Genomic DNA, 18,440 nt, shown 5'->3' with positions numbered 1-18,440 from the left:
CATAGGAGCCGCTCATGAGCGGGTAAACCGCCAAATCCGGAGGATGTTTTGCACCGGTAAAAAACGAAGGTCAGACGGAAACACCGTTCGGACCAGAAAGCGTCCGTGGAGTTGGATTAAGCGCCTTGAGTGCCGCCTGAACGAAGCCGTCGCGGGCTGCTACAGATTCGATCCCGCGCGGCTCGTAGACATGGCGATGCAGAAAGAACCCTGTCAGACGGAATGCAGCTGAGAGACTTTCGAAGTCGGCAGCATGATTGCCTTCGATGCTGAGGAACGGCGGCAGGAGCAGCATCTTGTCCGCCCAGGGCGCACCAGCGGCGCGGCTGACGGCGCGGCCGGATTTCGGCGAGACATAGACGAGACCGGAACGGGCGCCGGTCGCGGCGCATTCGGCAAGATCGAGGCCGAAGCCGAGATCATTCAGCACCGCAAGCTCGAAACGCACGAAGAGTTCGCCAGCATCGGCCGGGTTATGCAGGTGATCGAGGATGACCTCAAGCGCATCGAAGAGGTGCGGATGCGGATCACGCTCCGGCAGCAGCCGCAGCAGCGCACCCATCGCCTGGACACCGTAGACGGCGGTCGCCGTTTCCATCAGCCGGGCAGCGCGCAGCGTCACCGGCTCAACGCGAAATTCGCCCAGATGCTCGTCAAGCCGGGCACGCCAGATGACTTCCACGGCATTGCCCGCCTGCAGCACCGGCTGCATGGCGCGCGAGCGTCCGGAGCGCACCAGGCCGAGATGGCGGCCACGATCACGCGTCATCACCTCGACGATGACGCTCGTCTCCCCGTGGCGTTTGACGCCCAGAATGATCGCATGGTCCTGCCACTGCATCGAAAGAAGTCCTTACGGCTGACGAATCCATCCTACTGCATAATTCAACGCGTTACAGCGTCCTTTGCGCGTCTGAAAAGACGCGCTGCAATGCAAGGCCTGGCTTCCGTCATGGACCGCTTCAGGCGACAGCCGGGAAAAGCCTCTGCAGGAATTCCCGCATCGCCGTTTCGTCGAACGGCTTCACCAGAAGCGGTATGTGCTGCAGGTCAGGCGGGAAATCGCCGGTATCGGAATAGCCGCTGACGAAGCCGAAAGGGATGCCGATATCGAGAAGATGGCGGGCAAATCCGAAACTCATGCCCTCGCCGAGATTGACGTCAAGAAGGGCGAAATCATATTTCTCCGCAGCGATGGCAGCCCTCGCCTGTTCCAAACTGCCGACGATATCGATGCTCTCGACGCCGGCCAGGCGCAGAATATCCTCCGCCTCCATCGCGATGATCAAACTGTCTTCAAGAACCAGAACACGGATTGCGCTCATGATTCGATGCCCCTCGTCGGGCGCCTGTCGCAGCGCCCCGGCCGTTTCGCCAACATCATTGCCCTCCGGTGCCCCGCATGGCACGCTATCGGTGAATTCCGCCACCTTTTCTGAATAAACCATTTTTCTGCCCGGTCGATAAGAATCAAAATCGGAGGAAAGACGACGGCCGAGCTTATTTTGCCTGCTGCTAATCTGCATTTAAAAAAGACATAACCAAGCTGCTTGGCCAGGCATGTCGCGCAAAAGTGTGCAGCGGTTTTGCGACAGCGGCATGCGCAAAACAAAGACCTAAAGCGCGAGGCGCGAATCTGAAAGATCGCAACGCGCTTTAGATGAAGGGGCGTTTGCCCTCTCCGAGCCCTTCCCAGCCGGCGATCGCCATCAACTCCTCGCCGTTCAGCACCTCGCAGCCGCGCTCCTGCCAGCGGATCAACCCACGTTCGCTGAGCTTTTTCAAGGTCTTGTTGGTATGAACGATGGAAAGGCCGAGCGTGTCGGCAATGTGCTGCTGGGTGATGGGGATGAATTTGCGGCCGTTGAAGATATTGAGCTTCCGGCCGCGCTCGAACAGGAAAGCGATCAGGTAGGCTGCTCTTTCCAGCGCCGTGCGGCGGCCGATGCTCAGGAGATGCTCATCCAGGATGCGCTCCTCGCGCGCGGCGATCCAGGTGATGTCGAAGGCGAGCGAGGCGTGCTTGTTGTAGAGCGTCATCAGCCTGTCACGCTCGAAGACACAAAGGGACACGGGCGAAAGCGCTTCGACGGAATGCTGCATTTCACCGGCAATCGTTCCCTGCAGACCGACCAGGTCGCCCGGCATGATATAGTTCAGAATTTGGCGGCGCCCGTCCTCCAGCATCTTGTAGCGGAAGCCCCAGCCGGCAAGCACCGTGAAGAGGTGAGCGCTATGTGCGCCCTCGACGAGGATGGTGGAGCCGGCATCGACGGCAAGCTCACCCCTCTTGAAGCTCGAAACGAATTCCAGCTCGTCACGGCTGAATTCCCTGAAATGCGGCAGGGGCCGCAAAGGACATTGCTCGCAAGGGGTCTTGAAAGAATTGATGGGTCTCGACGTCGCCATACTTGCCCCCGCCGTCGCAAAATCGGCGCGCCAACATTGGCGCGCCGTTCATCAAGGAATGCGCAAAGCATGGATTTGTTCCATGAGCGAGGCGGATTTTTTATGCGGAAACAAAGGGCTGGCGCCAACCCGGCGAAATCCTTGCCATGCTTATTTCGGGAAATCGAGACCCATTTCGCGGAACCGCTCGGGATCATCACCCCAATTTTCGCGAACCTTGACGAACAGGAAGAGATGGACCGGCTGTTCGAGGATCTGCGACAATTCCTTGCGCGATGCAGTCGAGATCGCCTTGATGGTTTCACCACCCTTGCCGAGCGCGATCTTCTTCTGGCTGTCACGCTCGAGATAGATCACCTGCTCGATCCGCACCGAGCCGTCCTTGCGCTCTTCCCACGTCTCCGTTTCGACATGCGAGGCATAGGGAAGCTCCTGGTGCAGGCGCAGAAACAGCTTCTCGCGGGTAATCTCGGCGGCGAGCTGGCGCATCGGCAGATCGGAGATCTGGTCTTCCGGATAGTACCACGGCCCCTCCGGCAGCGTTTTCGCCAGATAGTCCATGAGGTCGTCGCAGCCGGAGCCGTTTTCGGCGGAGATCATGAAGGTGCGCTCGAAAGCGATCTTCTCGTTGGCGGCAGCGGCCAGTGCCAGCAGATCCTCGCGGTTGACGCGGTCGATCTTGTTGAGCAGCAGGATCTTCGGCTGCCGGACTTCCTTGAGGCCTTCGAGGATGGCTTCCGCATCGCCGCGCAGGCCGCGCTCGCTGTCGATCAGCAGCACGATCAGATCGGCATCCCTCGCACCGCCCCAGGCCGAGGTCACCATCGCGCGGTCAAGCCGGCGGCGCGGCTTGAAGATACCAGGCGTATCCATGAAGACGATCTGGGCATTGTCATGGATCGCGATGCCGCGGACGATGGCCCGCGTCGTCTGCACCTTATGGCTGACGATCGAGACCTTGGCGCCGACGAGGCGGTTCACCAGCGTCGACTTGCCGGCATTGGTCGGCCCGATAAGCGCGACAAAGCCCGAATGCGTCGGACCATTGGTTTCTGCGGCAGCTTCGGCCGCGATCTCTTCTTCTTGTGTCATTGTCCCGTCAGTTTCCGGCAGGCGATTGCTGCCAAATGCCTTCGCGCTCAAGCATCTTCGTTGCCGCGACCTGTTCGGCGGCACGCTTCGACCGCTCTACGCCGGTTTCGGGCTTAATGCCAGCAACTTCCACCGTCACCTTGAAGCGTGGATCATGATCCGGTCCGCTGCGTTCATCAACCCGGTAGATCGGCGTGACGCCGAATTTCGCATGCGACCACTCCTGCAGCTCGGTCTTGGCGTCGCGCTTGGCGCCATCGGCCCGCACCGCCCTTCCCTGCCAGTAACGCAGAATGAACCGGCGGGCGACTTCGAGGCCGCCGTCGAGATAGATCGCGGCGATCAGGCTTTCGACGACGTCGGCGCGCACGTTCATCATCCGCTTGCCGGTCAGTTTCTTCACATCGGCGCCGGTGCGGATATAGAGATGAAGATTGAGTTCATCGGCGACCGCGGCACAGGTTTCGGCGCTGACGAGCTGGTTGAGGCGAACCGAGAGCTCGCCTTCTCCTGCTGTGCCGAAGGTGCGGAACAGAAGCTCGGCGATGCAGAGCCCAAGGACCCTGTCGCCGAGGAATTCCAGCCGTTCGTAATTACCGCCCTTTTCGGTGCGGGCGCTGGCATGGGTCAGCGCGCGATCCAGGCGTTCCTTTTCAGCGAAGTCATGACCGATCAGGGCTTCAAGCTTTGCGCGGTCCGCCGCAGAAAGCGTCTGCGCCTTACTCATTCAACAACCTTGAAGAGGCGGTCCCAACGCATGTTCGTCGGCCACTTCCAGATTTCGCGGAAGGAGGTGTCGTTGCCGAGCGAGAAGAAGATGACGCTGGCACGGCCGACAAGATTTTCGGCAGGCACGAAGCCGACGTCGAAGCGGCTGTCGAGCGAGTTGTCGCGGTTGTCGCCCATCATGAAATAATGGCCTTCCGGCACGATGAATTCGCGGGTGTTATCGCCACGCGACACCGGCGACTGATCGAGCGTGTCGTAGGACTTGCCGTCGTCGAGCGTTTCGCGGAACACCGGCACGTCCTCGCCCGGGTCGAGCTTGTAATCCGAAGTGAACGCACCGTCCGCCACCTTCGGAACCGGCTTGCCGTTGACGTAGAGCACGCCGTCGGTAACCTGGATACGGTCGCCGGGCAGGCCGATGCAGCGCTTGATATAGTCGATTTCGGGGTTCGGCGGGAAACGGAAGACGACGATGTCGCCACGCTTCGGATCGGCGCCGAACAGGCGGCCGCTGAAAACATCTGGCGAGAAGGGCAGCGAATATTTCGAATAGCCGTAAGCGAACTTGTTGACGAAGATGTAGTCGCCGACCAGCAGCGTCGGCATCATCGAACCGGACGGAATGGTAAAGGGCTGGAACAGCACCGTTCGGATCACCATCGCCAGAATCAGCGCCTGGATGATGACTTTGATATTTTCCCAGAGGGCGTTCGGCTTGGCTTCGACTTTTTCGGACACGCAGTCTTATTCCTTCAAGACGCCGCGGCGGCGCAATTCTTTCTGTCGTTCTCTCTAGCGGCTTCGACCGGTTGCGGCAATGGCGACAACATCAAAAGCGACGAGAGGTCGCGATCAACAGCGCCCGAGGTCGCGATCAACGCTCCCGAGGTCACGATCAGAGGCTCTCGGGCAACGCCTCGATAATGACGAAGGCCTGCGCCAAGGGATAATCATCCGTTATTGTCAAATGAATGGCGGGCCTGTGGCCCACGGGCAGCAGTGATTCGAGGATCAGCGCGGCGCCGCCCGATAAAAGCATGGTCGGCTTGCCGCTCGGCAGGTTGACGACGCCCATGTCCTTCCAGAAGACGCCCTGCGCTATGCCGGTGCCGAGCGCCTTGGAACAGGCCTCCTTGGCGGCAAAACGCTTGGCATAGGATGCGGCACGGTTTGCCCGCTTGTCGGAACGGGCGCGCTCGATCTCGGTGAAGCAACGATGGGTGAAACGCTCGCCGAAGCGCTCGATGGATTTCTCGACACGGCGAATGTCGATCAGATCGCTGCCAATGCCGATGATCATGCCGGAGCCTTCCGTCGCTTAAGAATTCTTGATCGGGTTCATACGCTCGGCATGTTGCCGGCTGGAACGGCAAGGCGCAGGCGCGCCCGCTCCATCAACCGTATATGCCGGCGCGTCTGAAAACCCCTGGCGGTGTAGAACGTCAGCGCATAGAGCGCAACGGAAGTGACGATCGCCGGCGGGATGGCGCCGACCAGCATCGGCTCCAGCACCGGCCTCCATAGCTCAGTGAAGTTCAGCTTGTGGAAAAGGGCGGCGAGATCCACCGTCTGACCGGCCAGTTGATCCTTGCGGCTCAACAGCAAATGTCCGATCTCCCAGGTGATCCCCCAGATAAAGGGATAGGTCAGCGGATTGCCGAAGGCGGCGCAGCCGAGGGCGGCGGCCACCATGCTACCGGAGAGGAAATAGGTGATGACGAAAGCCATGACGAAATGCACGCCGATGAAAGGCGTCCACGAGACGAAGACACCCGCAGCGACGCCGGCGGCAACCGCATGCGGCGAAGCGCTCAGGCGCAGGACGCGCATTGTCAGGTAACGGATCGGGCGAAGGAAACCCTTGCGAGGCCATAAAAGCTCCCGCATCTTTTCCTTGAATCCCGCAGGTTTGCGACGGCGAAACAACATGGCCGGTATTTAGTGCAGTGCACACCACCATGACAAGAGCGGCAAATGATACCGCTCGAAAATCCGCCCCTCATTTCTCTCTGTGAAGAGGAGCTTCTTCATGCCGAGGGGCGTCCGTTATGCATAACGTCCCTCACTCGTCTCAAGTATAAGTTTGGTATCAGCGATTACGGAACAGACCGCGATCGACCTGGCGCTGACGAAACTCGAGGTCGATACGGTCGAACGAGCCATCCAAATATGCCATTTCACGTTCCTGCGTGGTCGGAGCGCGAAAGGCACGAGCGAATTTCTTAATAGGGTCAAACATTACGTTGTCTCATCTTCTGTTTACGTTTCGATGACCAGAAGATAGGCCCAGCAGAGGTTAATTACCACCACCGCAACATGGAGACAGCCATGCACTCACTGCATTACTCGCCTTTTTGATGCGCCATTCCGATCCTAAAACGACCATAAAATGTGCAATTTTTCGCTCAAATCCCTGAGGGCTTAATAAAAACTTACTCGTAGAGCCGCCGGACCGTGGCGATGCAATCCAGTTCCTTCATCTGGGCGAGCAGCTGGTTGAGCTGACGCAGGTCCCAGACCTCGACCTCGAGCATCATTTCGGTGAAATCGGCCGCCACCCGCACCGTGTTCAGCAAGCGGATATTGACGTCGATGCCTGCCACCGTCTGGGCGACCTTGGCAAGCGTGCCGGGTTCATTCAGCCCATTCACCATGATGCGCGCCATGAAACGCGACTTATTGGCTTCGTCGAGATCCCAGCGGACGTCGATCCAGCGGTCGGGCTGATCGTCGAAGCGCTGCAGGCTCGGCGACTGGATCGGATAGATGGTGATGCCCTTGCCCTGGTCCATGATGCCGACGATGCGATCGCCGGGCACGGCACCGGTCGGCGCGAACTTGACGTCGACATTGCCGGACAGGCCGCGGATCGGCCCGATATCGGCATCGGCGTCGATTTCCGAATGGCCGCCGTCGTGCCCTGCCTTGGTCTTGCCGGGGATCTTGAAGATCATGCCGGCGGCGCTGCGGACGTTGAACCAGCCGTCATCGCCGGAGGGCTTCACGGTGACGCGCTCGTCCTGATGATCAGGATAGACGGCGCGCAGCACGTCGAGCGAAGACATTTCGCCGCGGCCGACAGCGGCGATCGCATCCTCGACATCCTTCTGGCCGAGACGGTGCAGCGCCGGCTTCATCGCCTCGCGCGAGAAAATCTTGCCGGCCCTGTTGAAGGTGCGCTCGAGAATGCGGTGGCCGAGGCCGGCATATTGCTTGCGGATCGCCATGCGGGTGGCGCGACGGATGGCGGCGCGCGCCTTGCCGGTCACGACGATCTCCTCCCAGGCGGCCGGCGGAACCTGCACGCCGGAGCGGATGATCTCGACCTCGTCGCCATTCGCAAGCCGCGTCACCAGCGGCATGATGCGGCCGTTGATCTTGGCGCCCACCGTGGTATCGCCGATATTGGTGTGCACCGCATAGGCGAAATCGATCGGGGTGGCGCCACGCGGCAAGGCAATCAGCTTGCCCTTCGGCGTGAAGCAGAAGACCTGGTCCTGGAACAGCTCGAGCTTGGTGTGCTCGAGGAATTCTTCCGGGCTGTCGCCCTCGGCCAGCGCCTCGATCGTATGGCGCAGCCAGGAATAGGCATTGGATTCGCGAGAAAGGATGTCGCCATCGGCATTGGTGGCGCCGTCCTTATAGAGCGTGTGGGCGGCGATGCCGAATTCGGCGATTTCGTGCATGCGCTTGGTGCGGATCTGCAGTTCGATGCGCTGGCTGGAAGGACCGACGATGGTGGTGTGCAGCGAACGGTAGTCGTTCTGCTTCGGCGTCGAGATATAGTCCTTGAAGCGGCCGGGCACGACGCGCCAGCGCGTGTGGACGATGCCGAGCGCCCGGTAACAGGAGGGTATGTCCTCGACGATCAGGCGGAAGCCGTAGACATCGGAAAGCTGCTCGAAGGAAAGCGACTTCGACTGCATCTTGCGGAAGACCGAATAGGGCTTCTTCTGCCGGCCCTTGACGTAGGCGCTCGTCAGGCCGCTTGCGACCAAAAGGTCGCGCAGCTCGGCCTCGATCTTCTTGACGATGCCCTCGTTGCGCTTCGAAAGCTCTTCCAGCCTTTTGGTGACGGTCTCGTAGGCTTCCGGGTTCATATGCCGGAAGGAGAGCTCTTCGAGTTCCTCGCGCATGTCCTGCATGCCCATGCGGCCGGCGAGCGGCGCATAGATTTCCATCGTCTCCTCGGAGATGCGGGCACGCTTGTCGGCCGACATGTGATCGAGGGTGCGCATATTGTGCAGGCGGTCGGCAAGCTTGACGAGCAGCACGCGCACATCGTCGGAAATGGCGAGCAGCAGCTTGCGCAGGTTTTCCGCCTGCTTGGCCTTTTTGGTGACGAGATCGAGCTTCTTGATCTTCGTCAGACCCTCGACCAGGCGGCCGATATCCTCGCCGAACAGTTCATCGATTTCGGCGCGCGTCGCCGTCGTATCCTCGATGGTATCGTGCAGCAGAGCGACCGCGATCGTCGATTCATCGAGGTGCATGTCGGTGAGGATGGCGGCGACCTCGAGCGGATGGGAAATATAGGGATCGCCGCTCGCGCGCTTTTGCTGGCCATGTTTCTGCATGGCATAAACATAGGCCTTGTTCAGCAGTGCTTCATTGGCATCGGGCTTGTATTGCTGAACCCGCTCCACGAGCTCGTACTGCCGCATCATTCCAAAGCCACTCCGATAAAAATAAAAGCGCGCCAATCAACGATTGGCGCACACATGGGCAATAATATGCCTAAGCAATAAAGGTGCAAGATTGACGATTGGTAATCGTCGCTCTTTTCCATCGCATGCAGCTTTTTCCGGATCGCATCAGTGCGACCGGGGGATCGCATTCAACCGATGCGACAGGGATCCGGCAGACGCGCTTAGTAGTCGTCGCTCTTTTCCGGCGGCACCAGGCCTTCGATGCCGGCGAGCAGCTCTTCTTCCGACATCTGGTCGAAAGTGATCGTCTCGGGCACGTCGTCCTGCTCCTCGCTGTCGGCTGCGGCGACACCGCCGGCAGCGATCATGCTTGCCGGATCGGGTTCGGGCTCGTCGACTTCGACATGCTTCTGCAGCGAATGGATCAGATCTTCCTTGAGGTCATCCGGCGAAAGCGTCTCATCGGCAATTTCGCGCAGGGCCACCACAGGGTTCTTGTCGTTGTCGCGATCGATGGTGATCGAGGCACCCTGGGAAATCAGCCGGGCGCGGTGGCTGGCGAGCAGAACCAGCTCGAAGCGGTTCTCCACCTTGTCGATGCAATCTTCAACTGTGACACGGGCCATTGCCTGTCCTTTACGGTCGTGATTTCGGGATTAACACGCCCGATACAATTAAAACCGGGCAAATACAAGTTTTTCATTCCGGCTCCCCTCGTCTTTATCCGCGGCTGAGCTAGATTCCCATGGAGAATGTCATAATTCCACCGACGGTTGCTTGGAATATGTCGAATCGTGCCCTAAATCTTTCATATATGAATAATTCATAAAGTAAGGACCGGATCGAAATCGAAACACAAGCTATTGTTTTTATTTAAGTTTGGCCCATGCGGATTTCGATTGCTCTCATTGGATTGGTAAGCGATGTTTGACCCACGCGAAAAAATTGCACTCTTCATTGACGGCGCCAATCTCTACGCTGCATCCAAGAGCCTCGGCTTTGACATCGATTACCGCAAGCTCTTGAAAGCGTTCCAGAAACGCGGATATTTGCTGCGCGCGTATTATTATACCGCTCTGATCGAAGATCAGGAATATTCATCGATCCGGCCGCTGATCGACTGGCTCGACTACAACGGCTACAAAGTCGTCACCAAGCCCGCCAAGGAATTCACGGATTCCATGGGCCGCCGAAAGATCAAGGGCAACATGGACATCGAGCTTGCGATCGACGCCATGGAACAGTCCGAAACGGTCGATCATCTCGTCATCTTCTCGGGCGACGGTGATTTCACGAACCTGGTCGAGGCGTTGCAGCGCAGAGGCCGCAAGGTCTCGGTGATCTCGACCATGGCGACCCAGCCGCCGATGATTGCCGACGACCTGCGCCGTCAGGCCGATCATTTCATCGATCTCTTATCTCTGAAGGCTGAAATCGGTCGCGACCCCTCCGAGCGGGCGCCACGCCCGGTCGAAGTCGCCCCGGTCAGCGATCTCGAGGATTGACCTCTCCATCATCCCGAACCGAAGTGGCCGCGACGATCAGGACGTGATCATAAACCACGGCAACGCGGTCAGCCATGAGCTTTCAGCAGGCGGCTCTTCTGCCGGTTCCAATCGCGCTCCTTCTCGGATTCGCGCTTGTCGTGCAATTTCTTACCCTTGGCGAGCGCCAGTTCCATCTTCGCCCGACCGCGATCGTTGAAATAGATCTTCAGCGGGATCAGCGTCATGCCTTCGCGGTTGATGGCAGAGCGCAGACGATGGATTTCACGGCCCGACAGCAGCAGCTTGCGGCGCCGGCGCGGCTCGTGATTGAAGCGGTTGGCCTGCAGATATTCCGGCAGATAGGAATTGATCAGCCAGATCTCACCGCCCTCATCCGAGGCGTAGGATTCGGCGATATTGGCCTTGCCTTCGCGCAGCGACTTGACCTCCGTGCCCATCAGCACGATGCCCGCCTCGTAAGTATCGATGATCTCGTAGTTGAAGCGGGCCTTGCGGTTTTCGGCCACGATCTTACTCACCACGCGCTGGCTGCCTTTGGGGGCCATGACGATATTCCAATTGCTTTTTTAGAGCGCGAAAAGCCGCGCCCTCATTCCTTGCCCTCTATGTAAGGGAGAGACCCCGTCTTGTGAAGACGGCCAGTCTCGTCAGTTCAACAGGCCTGCATGGCGCATCGCGGCGTCAATCGCCGATTCCGTTGCCGGCTCCAGCGTCGAAAGCAGGGGCGAACGAACGTTGCGGCTCATCCGGCCAAGTTTGGAGAGCCCGTATTTGGCGCCGCAAAGACCCGGCTCAAGGAAGATCGCCTTGTGCAGCGGCATCAGCCGATCCTGATATTCCAGGGCGCGGGCATAGTCGCCTGCCAGCGTTGCCGCCTGGAAGTCGGCGCAAAGGCGCGGGGCGACATTGGCCGTTACCGAAATACAGCCGACACCGCCATGGGCGTTGAAGCCGAGCGCCGTCGCATCCTCGCCGGATAATTGTCTGAAATCCGCGCCGCAGGTGATGCGCTGTTCGGAGACGCGCTCGATCTTGCCCGTCGCATCCTTGACGCCGACGATATTTTTGTGCGCCTTGGCGAGCGCACCCATCGTTTCCGGCGTCATGTCGACCACCGAGCGGCCGGGGATATTGTAGATATAGATCGGCAGATCGACGGCCTCGGCGATCGCCGAAAAATGGGCGATCAAACCCTTCTGCGTCGGCTTGTTGTAATAGGGCGTGACGACCAGAACGGCGTTCGCACCGACCTTTTCGGCATGCTGGGCAAGCTCGATCGCCTCACGTGTATTGTTCGAGCCGGCGCCGGCCATGACGGGAACGCGTTTTGCGGCAACTTCGATGCACAGTTCGACCACCCGTTTGTGCTCGGCATGCGACAGCGTCGGGGATTCGCCTGTCGTGCCGACCGGAACGAGACCACCGCTGCCTTCCTTGATCTGCCAGTCGACATGAGCGGCGAAGCTGTCTTCGTCGATCAGTCCGGCATCCGTGAAGGGGGTGACGAGGGCGGGAATGGACCCATTGAACATGCAAAGCTCCTCACGACCAAATCCTTGCTTCGGCCGCATTCCATGAATAAGAGTTGCGCACCATAGAGCGCCGAAATCATCGCGACAAGCGCGCAGAGTTCGGTTTAGGGCAAATTCCGATAGCAGATGTGAATGAATTTTACCTGGTACGGTAAGGTTTCGTTAAGATGCCTCTAGCCAAATGGCAGGGCGTGTTTTCGTTGCGAGATCCCGGATGAAGAAAGCTGTCCTGATTCTGTCCGCCTTCGGCTTCATTGCCGCCGCGTGGAGCAGTGTTGCGTCGCCGCTTCCCGGCGAGAGCGCTTCCATGCCTGCCGTCAAGCCGCTTGGCTTCATTCCCGAGACAGCCATACCGGAATCGATTACAACGGGCGCCATCCCGCGGAATCCGGCCATCGCGCCTGTCAATGGCGACCTGAAAGCCGGCCTCGATGCGCTTTCCGACAAAGACCCGCAGCTGGCGCTTTCGATCCGCGACCGCATGCGCGACGAGACGCTCGACCGCCATATCCTCACCTGGGCGATCGCCGTTTCCGGATTGAAGGGCGTTCCCTCCTATGAAATCGCCAGCGCCGCACAGGAACTCAAGGGCTGGCCGGGTCTTTCGCGGCTGCGTTCCTATTCCGAACGCGCGATCTATGACGAAAATCCCGCCCCTCCCGCCGTGCTCGCCGCCTTCGGCGATACCGCGCCTGAGACGATGCAAGGCGCCGTCATTCTCGGCCGGGCGCTGGTTGCGTCAGGCAAGCAGGCGCAGGCGGCAAAATATATCCGCAAGGTCTGGCGCGAGGAGGCTCTCGACAAGGCGACCGAGGACAAGATCCTCATCGAGTTTTCCGCGCTGTTGACGCCTGCCGACCACAAGGCGCGGATGGACTATCTGATGTATCGCGGCCGGGTGGCGCAGGCCAAGCGCTTCGGCGACATGGGCCAGGCCCAGTCGCTCTATACGGCCTGGGCTGCCGTTGACGCCAAAGCCGGCAATGCCGGCGCGCTGCTCAACGCCGTCGATGCAAAATGGCGGGGCGATGCCGGCCTGCTGTTTGCGCGGATCGAGTATCTGCGCAGGCAGGACAAATATACCGAGGCGGCAGCGCTTCTGGAGCAGATGCCGCCCGAGCGCAGCGAACTCGTCAATTCCGGCGAATGGTGGAACGAGCAGCGCATCGTCAGCCGTGGCCTCGTCGACCAGGGACAATTCAAGCCTGCCTATCGCATCGTCGCAAACTACGCCGCAACGAGCCCGACGGATATCGTCGAGGCTGAATTCCATGCCGGATGGTACGCACTTCGCGGCCTGCAGGACCCGGAAACGGCGGAAAGACACTTCCGCAAGATCCTCCAGACATCAAACGGGCCGATCTCGGTTTCACGCGCCTGGTATTGGCTGGGACGAGCAGCGGAGGCCGGAGGCCCCGGCAAATCCAGCGAATTCTATGCGAAGGCGGCGAATTTTCCCGGCACCTTCTATGGCCAGCTCGCGGCCGAAAGGCTGGGGCGAAAGACGCTTGATGTCACCTATCCCGCACCGAGCACGGCCGACCGGCAGCGCTTCCAGGCACGCGAAGCCGTGCAGGCGATCGCCCGACTGGAGGCCGCCGGCCATGGATGGCGAGCCGCCATTCTCTATCTCGCGCTCGCCGACCAACTGCAAAGCCCCGGCGAATTGGCCGTCCTTGCAGCACGGGCCGAGCAATCCGGCGATCATCATCTCTCGCTGCAGATCGGCAAGATCGCCTATGGGCGCGGCATCGATGTCGCAGCGCTTGCCTTTCCGGTCGGCGTGATCCCGGCGAACGCCAATATAACAGGTTCCGGCAAGGCACTCGCCTATGCCATCGCCCGGCAGGAAAGCGCCTTCAACCCGGCCGCCGTTTCGGCGGCGAACGCGCGCGGCCTGCTGCAGCTTCTGCCGGGGACAGCCCAGGCGGTGGCCAAGCGCCACAACATCGCCTTTTCCAAGGACAAGCTGACGGCCGATGCCGGCTATAACGCGACACTCGGCGCGCATTATCTCGGTGAGCAGATCGATGCCTTCGGCGGCTCCTATATCCTCACCTTCATCGCCTATAATGCCGGGCCGAAGCGGGTGCCGGAGTGGATCGGCCGTTACGGCGATCCGCGCGGCAGGCCGATCGACGAGATCGTCGACTGGATCGAACGCATCCCCTTCCCCGAAACGCGCAACTACGTGCAGCGGGTGATGGAGAATTACGAAGTTTATAAAGCCCGTCTCGGCCAGTCCACCGATATCGAGCGCGACCTGATCGGCGGACGCAGCGCCTCCTGAAGCCGTTTGGCGCGGCTCGAAAAGCAAGCTACATCTTCGGGATCAAACAGGTCTCGAGGGATGCGATGCCGGATACGGATGAAGGCGGTTTTCAGGAACGATTTTTCACTTCTTCTGATGGGTTGAGGCTTCATGCCCGCGATTACCTGTCCGACCGGGCGGCGACCGCTGGACGGATGCCGGTGATCTGTCTGCCCGGCCTGACCCGCAATACGCGGGATTTTCATCCGCTTGCACTGCTTCTTTCCCGAGACACAAAAGTGCCGCGCAGGGTGGTTGCACTCGATTCGCGCGGGCGGGGAAACTCGGCATGGGATGAGAACAAGGCGAACTACAATCTCGCCATCGAAGCCGGCGACGTCATTGCCGCCTGCGCAGCACTCGGCATCGAGCGGGCGATCTTCATCGGCACGTCGCGGGGCGGGCTGATCCTGCATCTGATCGCGGCGACACGGCCGGATCTTCTCGAGGCTGTCATCCTCAACGACATCGGGCCTGTGCTTGAGGCTGTGGGGCTGGCGCGGATCCGCGATTACCTCAACAGCGGTCGAAAGCCGGCGGATTGGAACGAGGCGGCCGTTATATTGAAGGAAAATCATGGCGCGTCGTTTACCGCGCTTACAGAGCAAGACTGGGGCGAGATGGCGCTTGCCCTTTATCGCGATATCGATGGAAGGCCTGTCGCCGATTTCGACCCGGCGATCGCGGAGGCGCTCAAATCGATCGATTTCAGCCAGCCGCTGCCTGATCTCTGGGAGCAATTCGAAAGCCTGAGCCGGTTGCCGCTGATGCTGATCCGCGGTGACAATACGTCGCTGCTTTCACAGGAAACCGCCGGTGAAATGGCACGGCGGCATCCGGGCTTGATCCGACATGCTGCCGAAGGGCAAGGACATGCCCCGCTCCCGCATCTCGGCAATATCCCGACAGCACTTCGAGCTTTTCTCGCCACCTGCCGATAAACCTGATCGACACTGGTCAACTGGCACAATGGGCCATTCGTCCAAATACAAAAAGCCCGGCTCGAGAGCCGGGCTTTCCTGATTGACCGAAGTCAGATCAGATTAGAACGAACGCTGCAGGCGGAAGTAGCCCGTCGTGGAGTCGTCAGCATCTTCCGGATCGAGGTACTGAACCGAAGCCTTGGCGTAGAAGTTGTCGACGATCTGGTAATCAACCGTCAGACCGACCTTCCAAGCTTCGTTGTCGCTGAAGTCGTCGCCAGCAACGTAGTAGTTGCTGTAGTACTGGACACCAGGGGTGATCTTAAGCTTGTCGGTTGCCTTGATAGCGTATTCGGCAGCGATAGCCCATTCAGCCTTGGTGTAGTAGGAGCTCGGGCCGGTAGCGTATACGGCAGCGAGGCCGAGCGTACCAGGACCGATGTCAACCGTACCCATTGCACGGACAGCACCGTCTTCATTGTCGACGTCGTAGCCTGCAGTGATCTGGTAGCTGAATGCACCAGCCTTGCCGCCGAGACCGACTGCAACACCAACGTTGTTGGCTTCTTCGTCCGTCTTGTAGAAGCCGTCTTCGAGTTCGTCGACGCTGATGCCAGCGTAGAAGGAGTCAGTTTCGTACTGATAACGGATGGAGTTGTGCAGCGTGACCGGCGAGCCGATGTCGTCGGTTTCGCCGGAGAGGCCATCGTCCCACCAGCTGTAGAAGAGACCAGCGCGGAAGCCCGCGATGTCGAGGTAAGCGGAGTCGAGCTTGGCAGCCTGATCGGTGGCGTTGTCAGCATTGAACTGCATGACGATGACGCCGGTCAGCGGACCATACTCGGTGTCGCTCTTGGCCGTGAACTGAACCTGGCCGCGGGTCGTTGCATCCCAGTCAGAATCGCCGCCGATGTCTTCGCCAACGTTGACCTGGAAACGGATGTAGCCGTTGATCTTCAGGCAGGTTTCGGTGCCCGGGATGTAGAAGTAGCCGGTGCCGTAAGCGTCGCAGACGCGAACATATTCAACCGGTTCCGGCTCGGCAGCAACGATAGCGTCAGCAGCCTGAGCACCGGAAACTACTGCGAGAGCAGCAGCGGAGCCGAGAAGAAGGCTCTTGATGTTCATAAATGACCTCCAATTCAAAGTTTCGATCGGGTTTGGGATCTTTCGCTGAGCAGCGTTCCCTGCCCCATCCCCGTGTTTCAAGAAGTGGACGATCAGTCGCCCTTGCTTCCGAGGTTGAAAATACAAGACGGAAGCCGTCACGCAATCACCAACTTGTGTAGATAGGGCATTTGAGGAAGCCTTCCCGACATTCTGTTGCTGAAAGGACACAAGTCGGGCAGCCGGCCCCGGTTTCCTTTATGCTTTGTTAAGAAAACCCTGATTTTGCGGAGGCTTAGGTCGGCCCAACAAAGAATTGGACATGCGCCTAACGACACTTTCGAGACACTTTTTTGACAAAATGCGGCACTTGCGGGGGATTCATGATTGCCGGAAGCGTAACCGGACATGCACCGATCCGCTTTCGCCCCTGCCGGTGGCTTGAGCGCGGGAGGTGATTCCCGCAGGCGATTCTCTCGCTCGAGGCAGAGAGATTTTTTTTGTCGCCCGGCCTAGCCGACTAAGCGAAAATGATTCCCTGCCAGAAAAACGATCGACGCGTGCTCAGGAAATCGGAATGGCGGAGAAGATGGGATTCGAACCCACGATACGCTTTTGACGTATACTCCCTTAGCAGGGGAGCGCCTTCGACCACTCGGCCACCTCTCCGGTGCGGCCTAACTATGGCGACCGGTCTGTGAATGCAAGGGTTTTTTGAGTTTTCACCAGAAGAAATGCAGCGAGCTGCAATTCGGCTGGTTACGCAAACCGACAGCGTTTCCTGCCGCAATCCGCGGAATTTGATCGCGCTTCGTTCTCGTCGATGAACAAGCCGAGCTCAGCCGAGCAGGCTCTTGAGGTCCGCAGAAGGGTCGGCGAGAATCGATTTATCGGGGTTGGTCCCGGATTCCAGCAGTTTTTTGCCGGTCACATAGGCTTTCGCGTCGTTGATCGCATCGACGGCGATCAGTTGGCCTTCCCTGAAGTACCAGACTGAATGGGCGCCTTCGCGGGTGCCGGGGCGCAGCAGCGTCTCGTCATAACCGAGATTGAAGCCGGCGATCTGCAGCTTGACGTCATACTGGTCGGACCAGAACCACGGCTTTGGCGCATAAGGGTCGCTGCCGCCGGCGATGACGGCTGCGGCTGCTTCGGCCTGGTCGACGGCGTTCTGCACCGATTCGAGCCTGATGCGACCACCCTGCCAGGGAAGAGCGGCGCAATCGCCGGCGGCAAAGATCGCCGGATCGGAGGTGCGGGCGAATTCGTCGACGACAATGCCGTTGGCGACTTCGAGGCCGGCTTCCTTGGCAAGCTGATCGTTCGGCGCGACGCCGATGCCGACGACGGCGAAATCGATGTCGATGACTGATCCGTCGGAAAGTGCGGCGCCGGTGACGCGGCCATCCTTGCCGATCAGATGCTTGAGCCCTGTCTTTTCGCGGATCACCACGTCATGGGCCTCATGGATCGCGCGCATGATGTCGGCGGTCTCCTTCGCCGCGACGCGCTGCAGGATGCGGTCGGCCATCTCGATGACAGTGACTTCCAGACCGCGATGGCGGGCAACGGCTGCCGCCTCGAGGCCGATATAACCGCCACCGATGATCAGAACACGGCGGCCGGGGCGCATCTCCTCGGCCAGCAGATCGGCATCGCGCTTGTCGCGGGCGACATAGACGCCTTCGAGATCGCCGCCGATCGCGGCCGGCAGCCGGCGCGGCGTCGAGCCGGTGGCGAGCGCCAGCGTGCCGTAATCGAGAACGGAGCCGTCCTGCAGCAGGACCTGCTTGCTGTCCGGCTTGATCTGCTCGGCCCAAGTCGAAAGGCGAAGGTCGACGTCATTGTCGGCATACCAGTGCTCGGCGCGAAACAGCAGGCGGTCGAAGGCCATTTCGCCAAGCAGGTATTTCTTCGACAACGGCGGGCGCTGATAAGGGGCGACGTCCTCTGCTCCGACGAGGGTGATCGGGCGCGTATCCTTCAACGCACGCAGCTTGGCTGCCAATGCGAAACCGGCCTGTCCCGCGCCGATGATCACCAGTCTATCCGTCACGATCTCGCTCCTGAAGCTGCGCCCGACAACCACGCCAAGGCCTATTCCCGACAGCGCCGCGTGTCTTTCAGACGCGCAAAGGACGCAGTCGCATTTTTGAGTTTCTGCATAATCCCTGAAATCG

At 59.8% G+C, this 18,440-nt stretch carries 18 protein-coding genes and 1 tRNA gene; 3 read left to right on the top strand and 16 right to left on the bottom strand.

The window, feature by feature from the left end; genetic code table 11:
• Window positions 1-70 precede the first annotated feature (70 nt).
• The 11 genes from recO to rpoZ form a co-directional block, all read right to left on the bottom strand.
• Window positions 71-841 (bottom strand): DNA repair protein RecO, encoded by a 771-nt coding sequence (recO, locus tag AC25BC_RS06050; protein WP_113547995.1) that lies wholly within the window; start codon window positions 839-841, stop codon window positions 71-73.
• Between the two features lie 121 nt (window positions 842-962).
• Window positions 963-1,448, bottom strand: coding sequence for a response regulator (locus AC25BC_RS06045; RefSeq protein WP_012756791.1), 486 nt, complete (start codon window positions 1,446-1,448; stop codon window positions 963-965).
• Window positions 1,449-1,656: 208 nt separating this feature from the next.
• Window positions 1,657-2,409, bottom strand: coding sequence for a Crp/Fnr family transcriptional regulator (locus AC25BC_RS06040; RefSeq protein WP_012756790.1), 753 nt, complete (start codon window positions 2,407-2,409; stop codon window positions 1,657-1,659).
• Window positions 2,410-2,559: 150 nt separating this feature from the next.
• Window positions 2,560-3,501 carry a GTPase Era gene (gene era, locus AC25BC_RS06035; protein WP_012756789.1) on the bottom strand — a complete coding sequence of 314 codons (942 nt, stop codon included), beginning with the start codon at window positions 3,499-3,501 and terminating at the stop codon, window positions 2,560-2,562.
• Window positions 3,502-3,508: 7 nt separating this feature from the next.
• A complete protein-coding gene (gene rnc / locus AC25BC_RS06030) occupies window positions 3,509-4,228 on the bottom strand; it encodes a ribonuclease III (protein WP_003546941.1) in 720 nt (239 codons plus the stop codon).
• Window positions 4,225-4,968 carry a signal peptidase I gene (lepB, locus tag AC25BC_RS06025; protein ID WP_012756788.1) on the bottom strand — a complete coding sequence of 248 codons (744 nt, stop codon included), beginning with the start codon at window positions 4,966-4,968 and terminating at the stop codon, window positions 4,225-4,227. Before lepB ends, rnc begins: the two co-directional genes overlap by 4 nt.
• Before the next feature lie 157 nt (window positions 4,969-5,125).
• Window positions 5,126-5,530: a holo-ACP synthase gene (gene acpS / locus AC25BC_RS06020; protein WP_012756787.1), complete on the bottom strand. Its 405-nt coding sequence runs from the start codon at window positions 5,528-5,530 to the stop codon at window positions 5,126-5,128.
• 38 nt (window positions 5,531-5,568) lie between these two features.
• A complete protein-coding gene (locus tag AC25BC_RS06015) occupies window positions 5,569-6,159 on the bottom strand; it encodes a DUF2062 domain-containing protein (protein ID WP_012756786.1) in 591 nt (196 codons plus the stop codon).
• A gap of 160 nt (window positions 6,160-6,319) precedes the next feature.
• On the bottom strand, window positions 6,320-6,469 hold the full coding sequence (locus AC25BC_RS06010) for a DUF3563 family protein (protein WP_012756785.1): 150 nt from the start codon (window positions 6,467-6,469) through the stop codon (window positions 6,320-6,322).
• Between the two features lie 193 nt (window positions 6,470-6,662).
• Window positions 6,663-8,897, bottom strand: coding sequence for a RelA/SpoT family protein (locus tag AC25BC_RS06005; RefSeq protein ID WP_012756784.1), 2,235 nt, complete (start codon window positions 8,895-8,897; stop codon window positions 6,663-6,665).
• Window positions 8,898-9,100: 203 nt separating this feature from the next.
• Window positions 9,101-9,505, bottom strand: a complete 405-nt coding sequence (gene rpoZ, locus AC25BC_RS06000; protein WP_003558080.1) for a DNA-directed RNA polymerase subunit omega — start codon at window positions 9,503-9,505, stop codon at window positions 9,101-9,103.
• A 297-nt stretch (window positions 9,506-9,802) separates the two neighbouring features.
• Here rpoZ and AC25BC_RS05995 point away from each other — a divergent pair, with 297 nt between their 5' ends.
• The gene (locus AC25BC_RS05995) at window positions 9,803-10,384 is read left to right on the top strand and encodes a LabA-like NYN domain-containing protein (RefSeq protein WP_012756783.1); all 582 of its coding nucleotides are present in this window, start codon (window positions 9,803-9,805) and stop codon (window positions 10,382-10,384) included.
• A 68-nt stretch (window positions 10,385-10,452) separates the two neighbouring features.
• On the opposite strand, the gene smpB is transcribed toward AC25BC_RS05995, so the two are convergent.
• Entirely contained in the window at window positions 10,453-10,932 is a 480-nt protein-coding gene (gene smpB / locus AC25BC_RS05990; protein ID WP_128439176.1) for an SsrA-binding protein SmpB, read from the bottom strand.
• 102 nt (window positions 10,933-11,034) lie between these two features.
• The gene (gene dapA / locus AC25BC_RS05985; RefSeq protein WP_012756782.1) at window positions 11,035-11,919 is read right to left on the bottom strand and encodes a 4-hydroxy-tetrahydrodipicolinate synthase; all 885 of its coding nucleotides are present in this window, start codon (window positions 11,917-11,919) and stop codon (window positions 11,035-11,037) included.
• A gap of 214 nt (window positions 11,920-12,133) precedes the next feature.
• Between dapA and AC25BC_RS05980 the strand changes: the two genes are divergently transcribed.
• Both AC25BC_RS05980 and AC25BC_RS05975 read left to right on the top strand, forming a co-directional pair.
• The gene (locus AC25BC_RS05980) at window positions 12,134-14,209 is read left to right on the top strand and encodes a lytic transglycosylase domain-containing protein (protein WP_012756781.1); all 2,076 of its coding nucleotides are present in this window, start codon (window positions 12,134-12,136) and stop codon (window positions 14,207-14,209) included.
• A 65-nt stretch (window positions 14,210-14,274) separates the two neighbouring features.
• Window positions 14,275-15,171, top strand: coding sequence for an alpha/beta fold hydrolase (locus AC25BC_RS05975; RefSeq protein ID WP_012756780.1), 897 nt, complete (start codon window positions 14,275-14,277; stop codon window positions 15,169-15,171).
• A 102-nt stretch (window positions 15,172-15,273) separates the two neighbouring features.
• On the opposite strand, the gene AC25BC_RS05970 is transcribed toward AC25BC_RS05975, so the two are convergent.
• From AC25BC_RS05970 to AC25BC_RS05960, 3 genes are all read right to left on the bottom strand, one after another.
• Entirely contained in the window at window positions 15,274-16,281 is a 1,008-nt protein-coding gene (locus tag AC25BC_RS05970) for a porin (RefSeq protein WP_012756779.1), read from the bottom strand.
• A 557-nt stretch (window positions 16,282-16,838) separates the two neighbouring features.
• Window positions 16,839-16,929: transfer RNA gene (locus AC25BC_RS05965), tRNA-Ser, on the bottom strand.
• 169 nt (window positions 16,930-17,098) lie between these two features.
• A complete protein-coding gene (locus tag AC25BC_RS05960; protein ID WP_128439177.1) occupies window positions 17,099-18,316 on the bottom strand; it encodes an NAD(P)/FAD-dependent oxidoreductase in 1,218 nt (405 codons plus the stop codon).
• Window positions 18,317-18,440: the final 124 nt, after the last annotated feature.

The organism is Rhizobium sp. WSM409 (assembly GCF_057653825.1).
This window is presented reverse-complemented; position numbering and strand designations above follow the sequence as displayed.

Coding starts and splice junctions, on each gene's coding strand:
- recO (WP_113547995.1), bottom strand. CDS start 841: ATGCAGTGGCAGGACCATGCGATCATTCTGGGCGTCAAACGCCACGGG.
- AC25BC_RS06045 (WP_012756791.1), bottom strand. CDS start 1,448: ATGGTTTATTCAGAAAAGGTGGCGGAATTCACCGATAGCGTGCCATGC.
- AC25BC_RS06040 (WP_012756790.1), bottom strand. CDS start 2,409: ATGGCGACGTCGAGACCCATCAATTCTTTCAAGACCCCTTGCGAGCAA.
- era (WP_012756789.1), bottom strand. CDS start 3,501: ATGACACAAGAAGAAGAGATCGCGGCCGAAGCTGCCGCAGAAACCAAT.
- rnc (WP_003546941.1), bottom strand. CDS start 4,228: ATGAGTAAGGCGCAGACGCTTTCTGCGGCGGACCGCGCAAAGCTTGAA.
- acpS (WP_012756787.1), bottom strand. CDS start 5,530: ATGATCATCGGCATTGGCAGCGATCTGATCGACATTCGCCGTGTCGAG.
- AC25BC_RS06015 (WP_012756786.1), bottom strand. CDS start 6,159: ATGTTGTTTCGCCGTCGCAAACCTGCGGGATTCAAGGAAAAGATGCGG.
- AC25BC_RS06010 (WP_012756785.1), bottom strand. CDS start 6,469: ATGTTTGACCCTATTAAGAAATTCGCTCGTGCCTTTCGCGCTCCGACC.
- AC25BC_RS06005 (WP_012756784.1), bottom strand. CDS start 8,897: ATGATGCGGCAGTACGAGCTCGTGGAGCGGGTTCAGCAATACAAGCCC.
- rpoZ (WP_003558080.1), bottom strand. CDS start 9,505: ATGGCCCGTGTCACAGTTGAAGATTGCATCGACAAGGTGGAGAACCGC.
- AC25BC_RS05995 (WP_012756783.1), top strand. CDS start 9,803: ATGTTTGACCCACGCGAAAAAATTGCACTCTTCATTGACGGCGCCAAT.
- smpB (WP_128439176.1), bottom strand. CDS start 10,932: ATGGCCCCCAAAGGCAGCCAGCGCGTGGTGAGTAAGATCGTGGCCGAA.
- dapA (WP_012756782.1), bottom strand. CDS start 11,919: ATGTTCAATGGGTCCATTCCCGCCCTCGTCACCCCCTTCACGGATGCC.
- AC25BC_RS05980 (WP_012756781.1), top strand. CDS start 12,134: ATGAAGAAAGCTGTCCTGATTCTGTCCGCCTTCGGCTTCATTGCCGCC.
- AC25BC_RS05975 (WP_012756780.1), top strand. CDS start 14,275: ATGCCGGATACGGATGAAGGCGGTTTTCAGGAACGATTTTTCACTTCT.
- AC25BC_RS05970 (WP_012756779.1), bottom strand. CDS start 16,281: ATGAACATCAAGAGCCTTCTTCTCGGCTCCGCTGCTGCTCTCGCAGTA.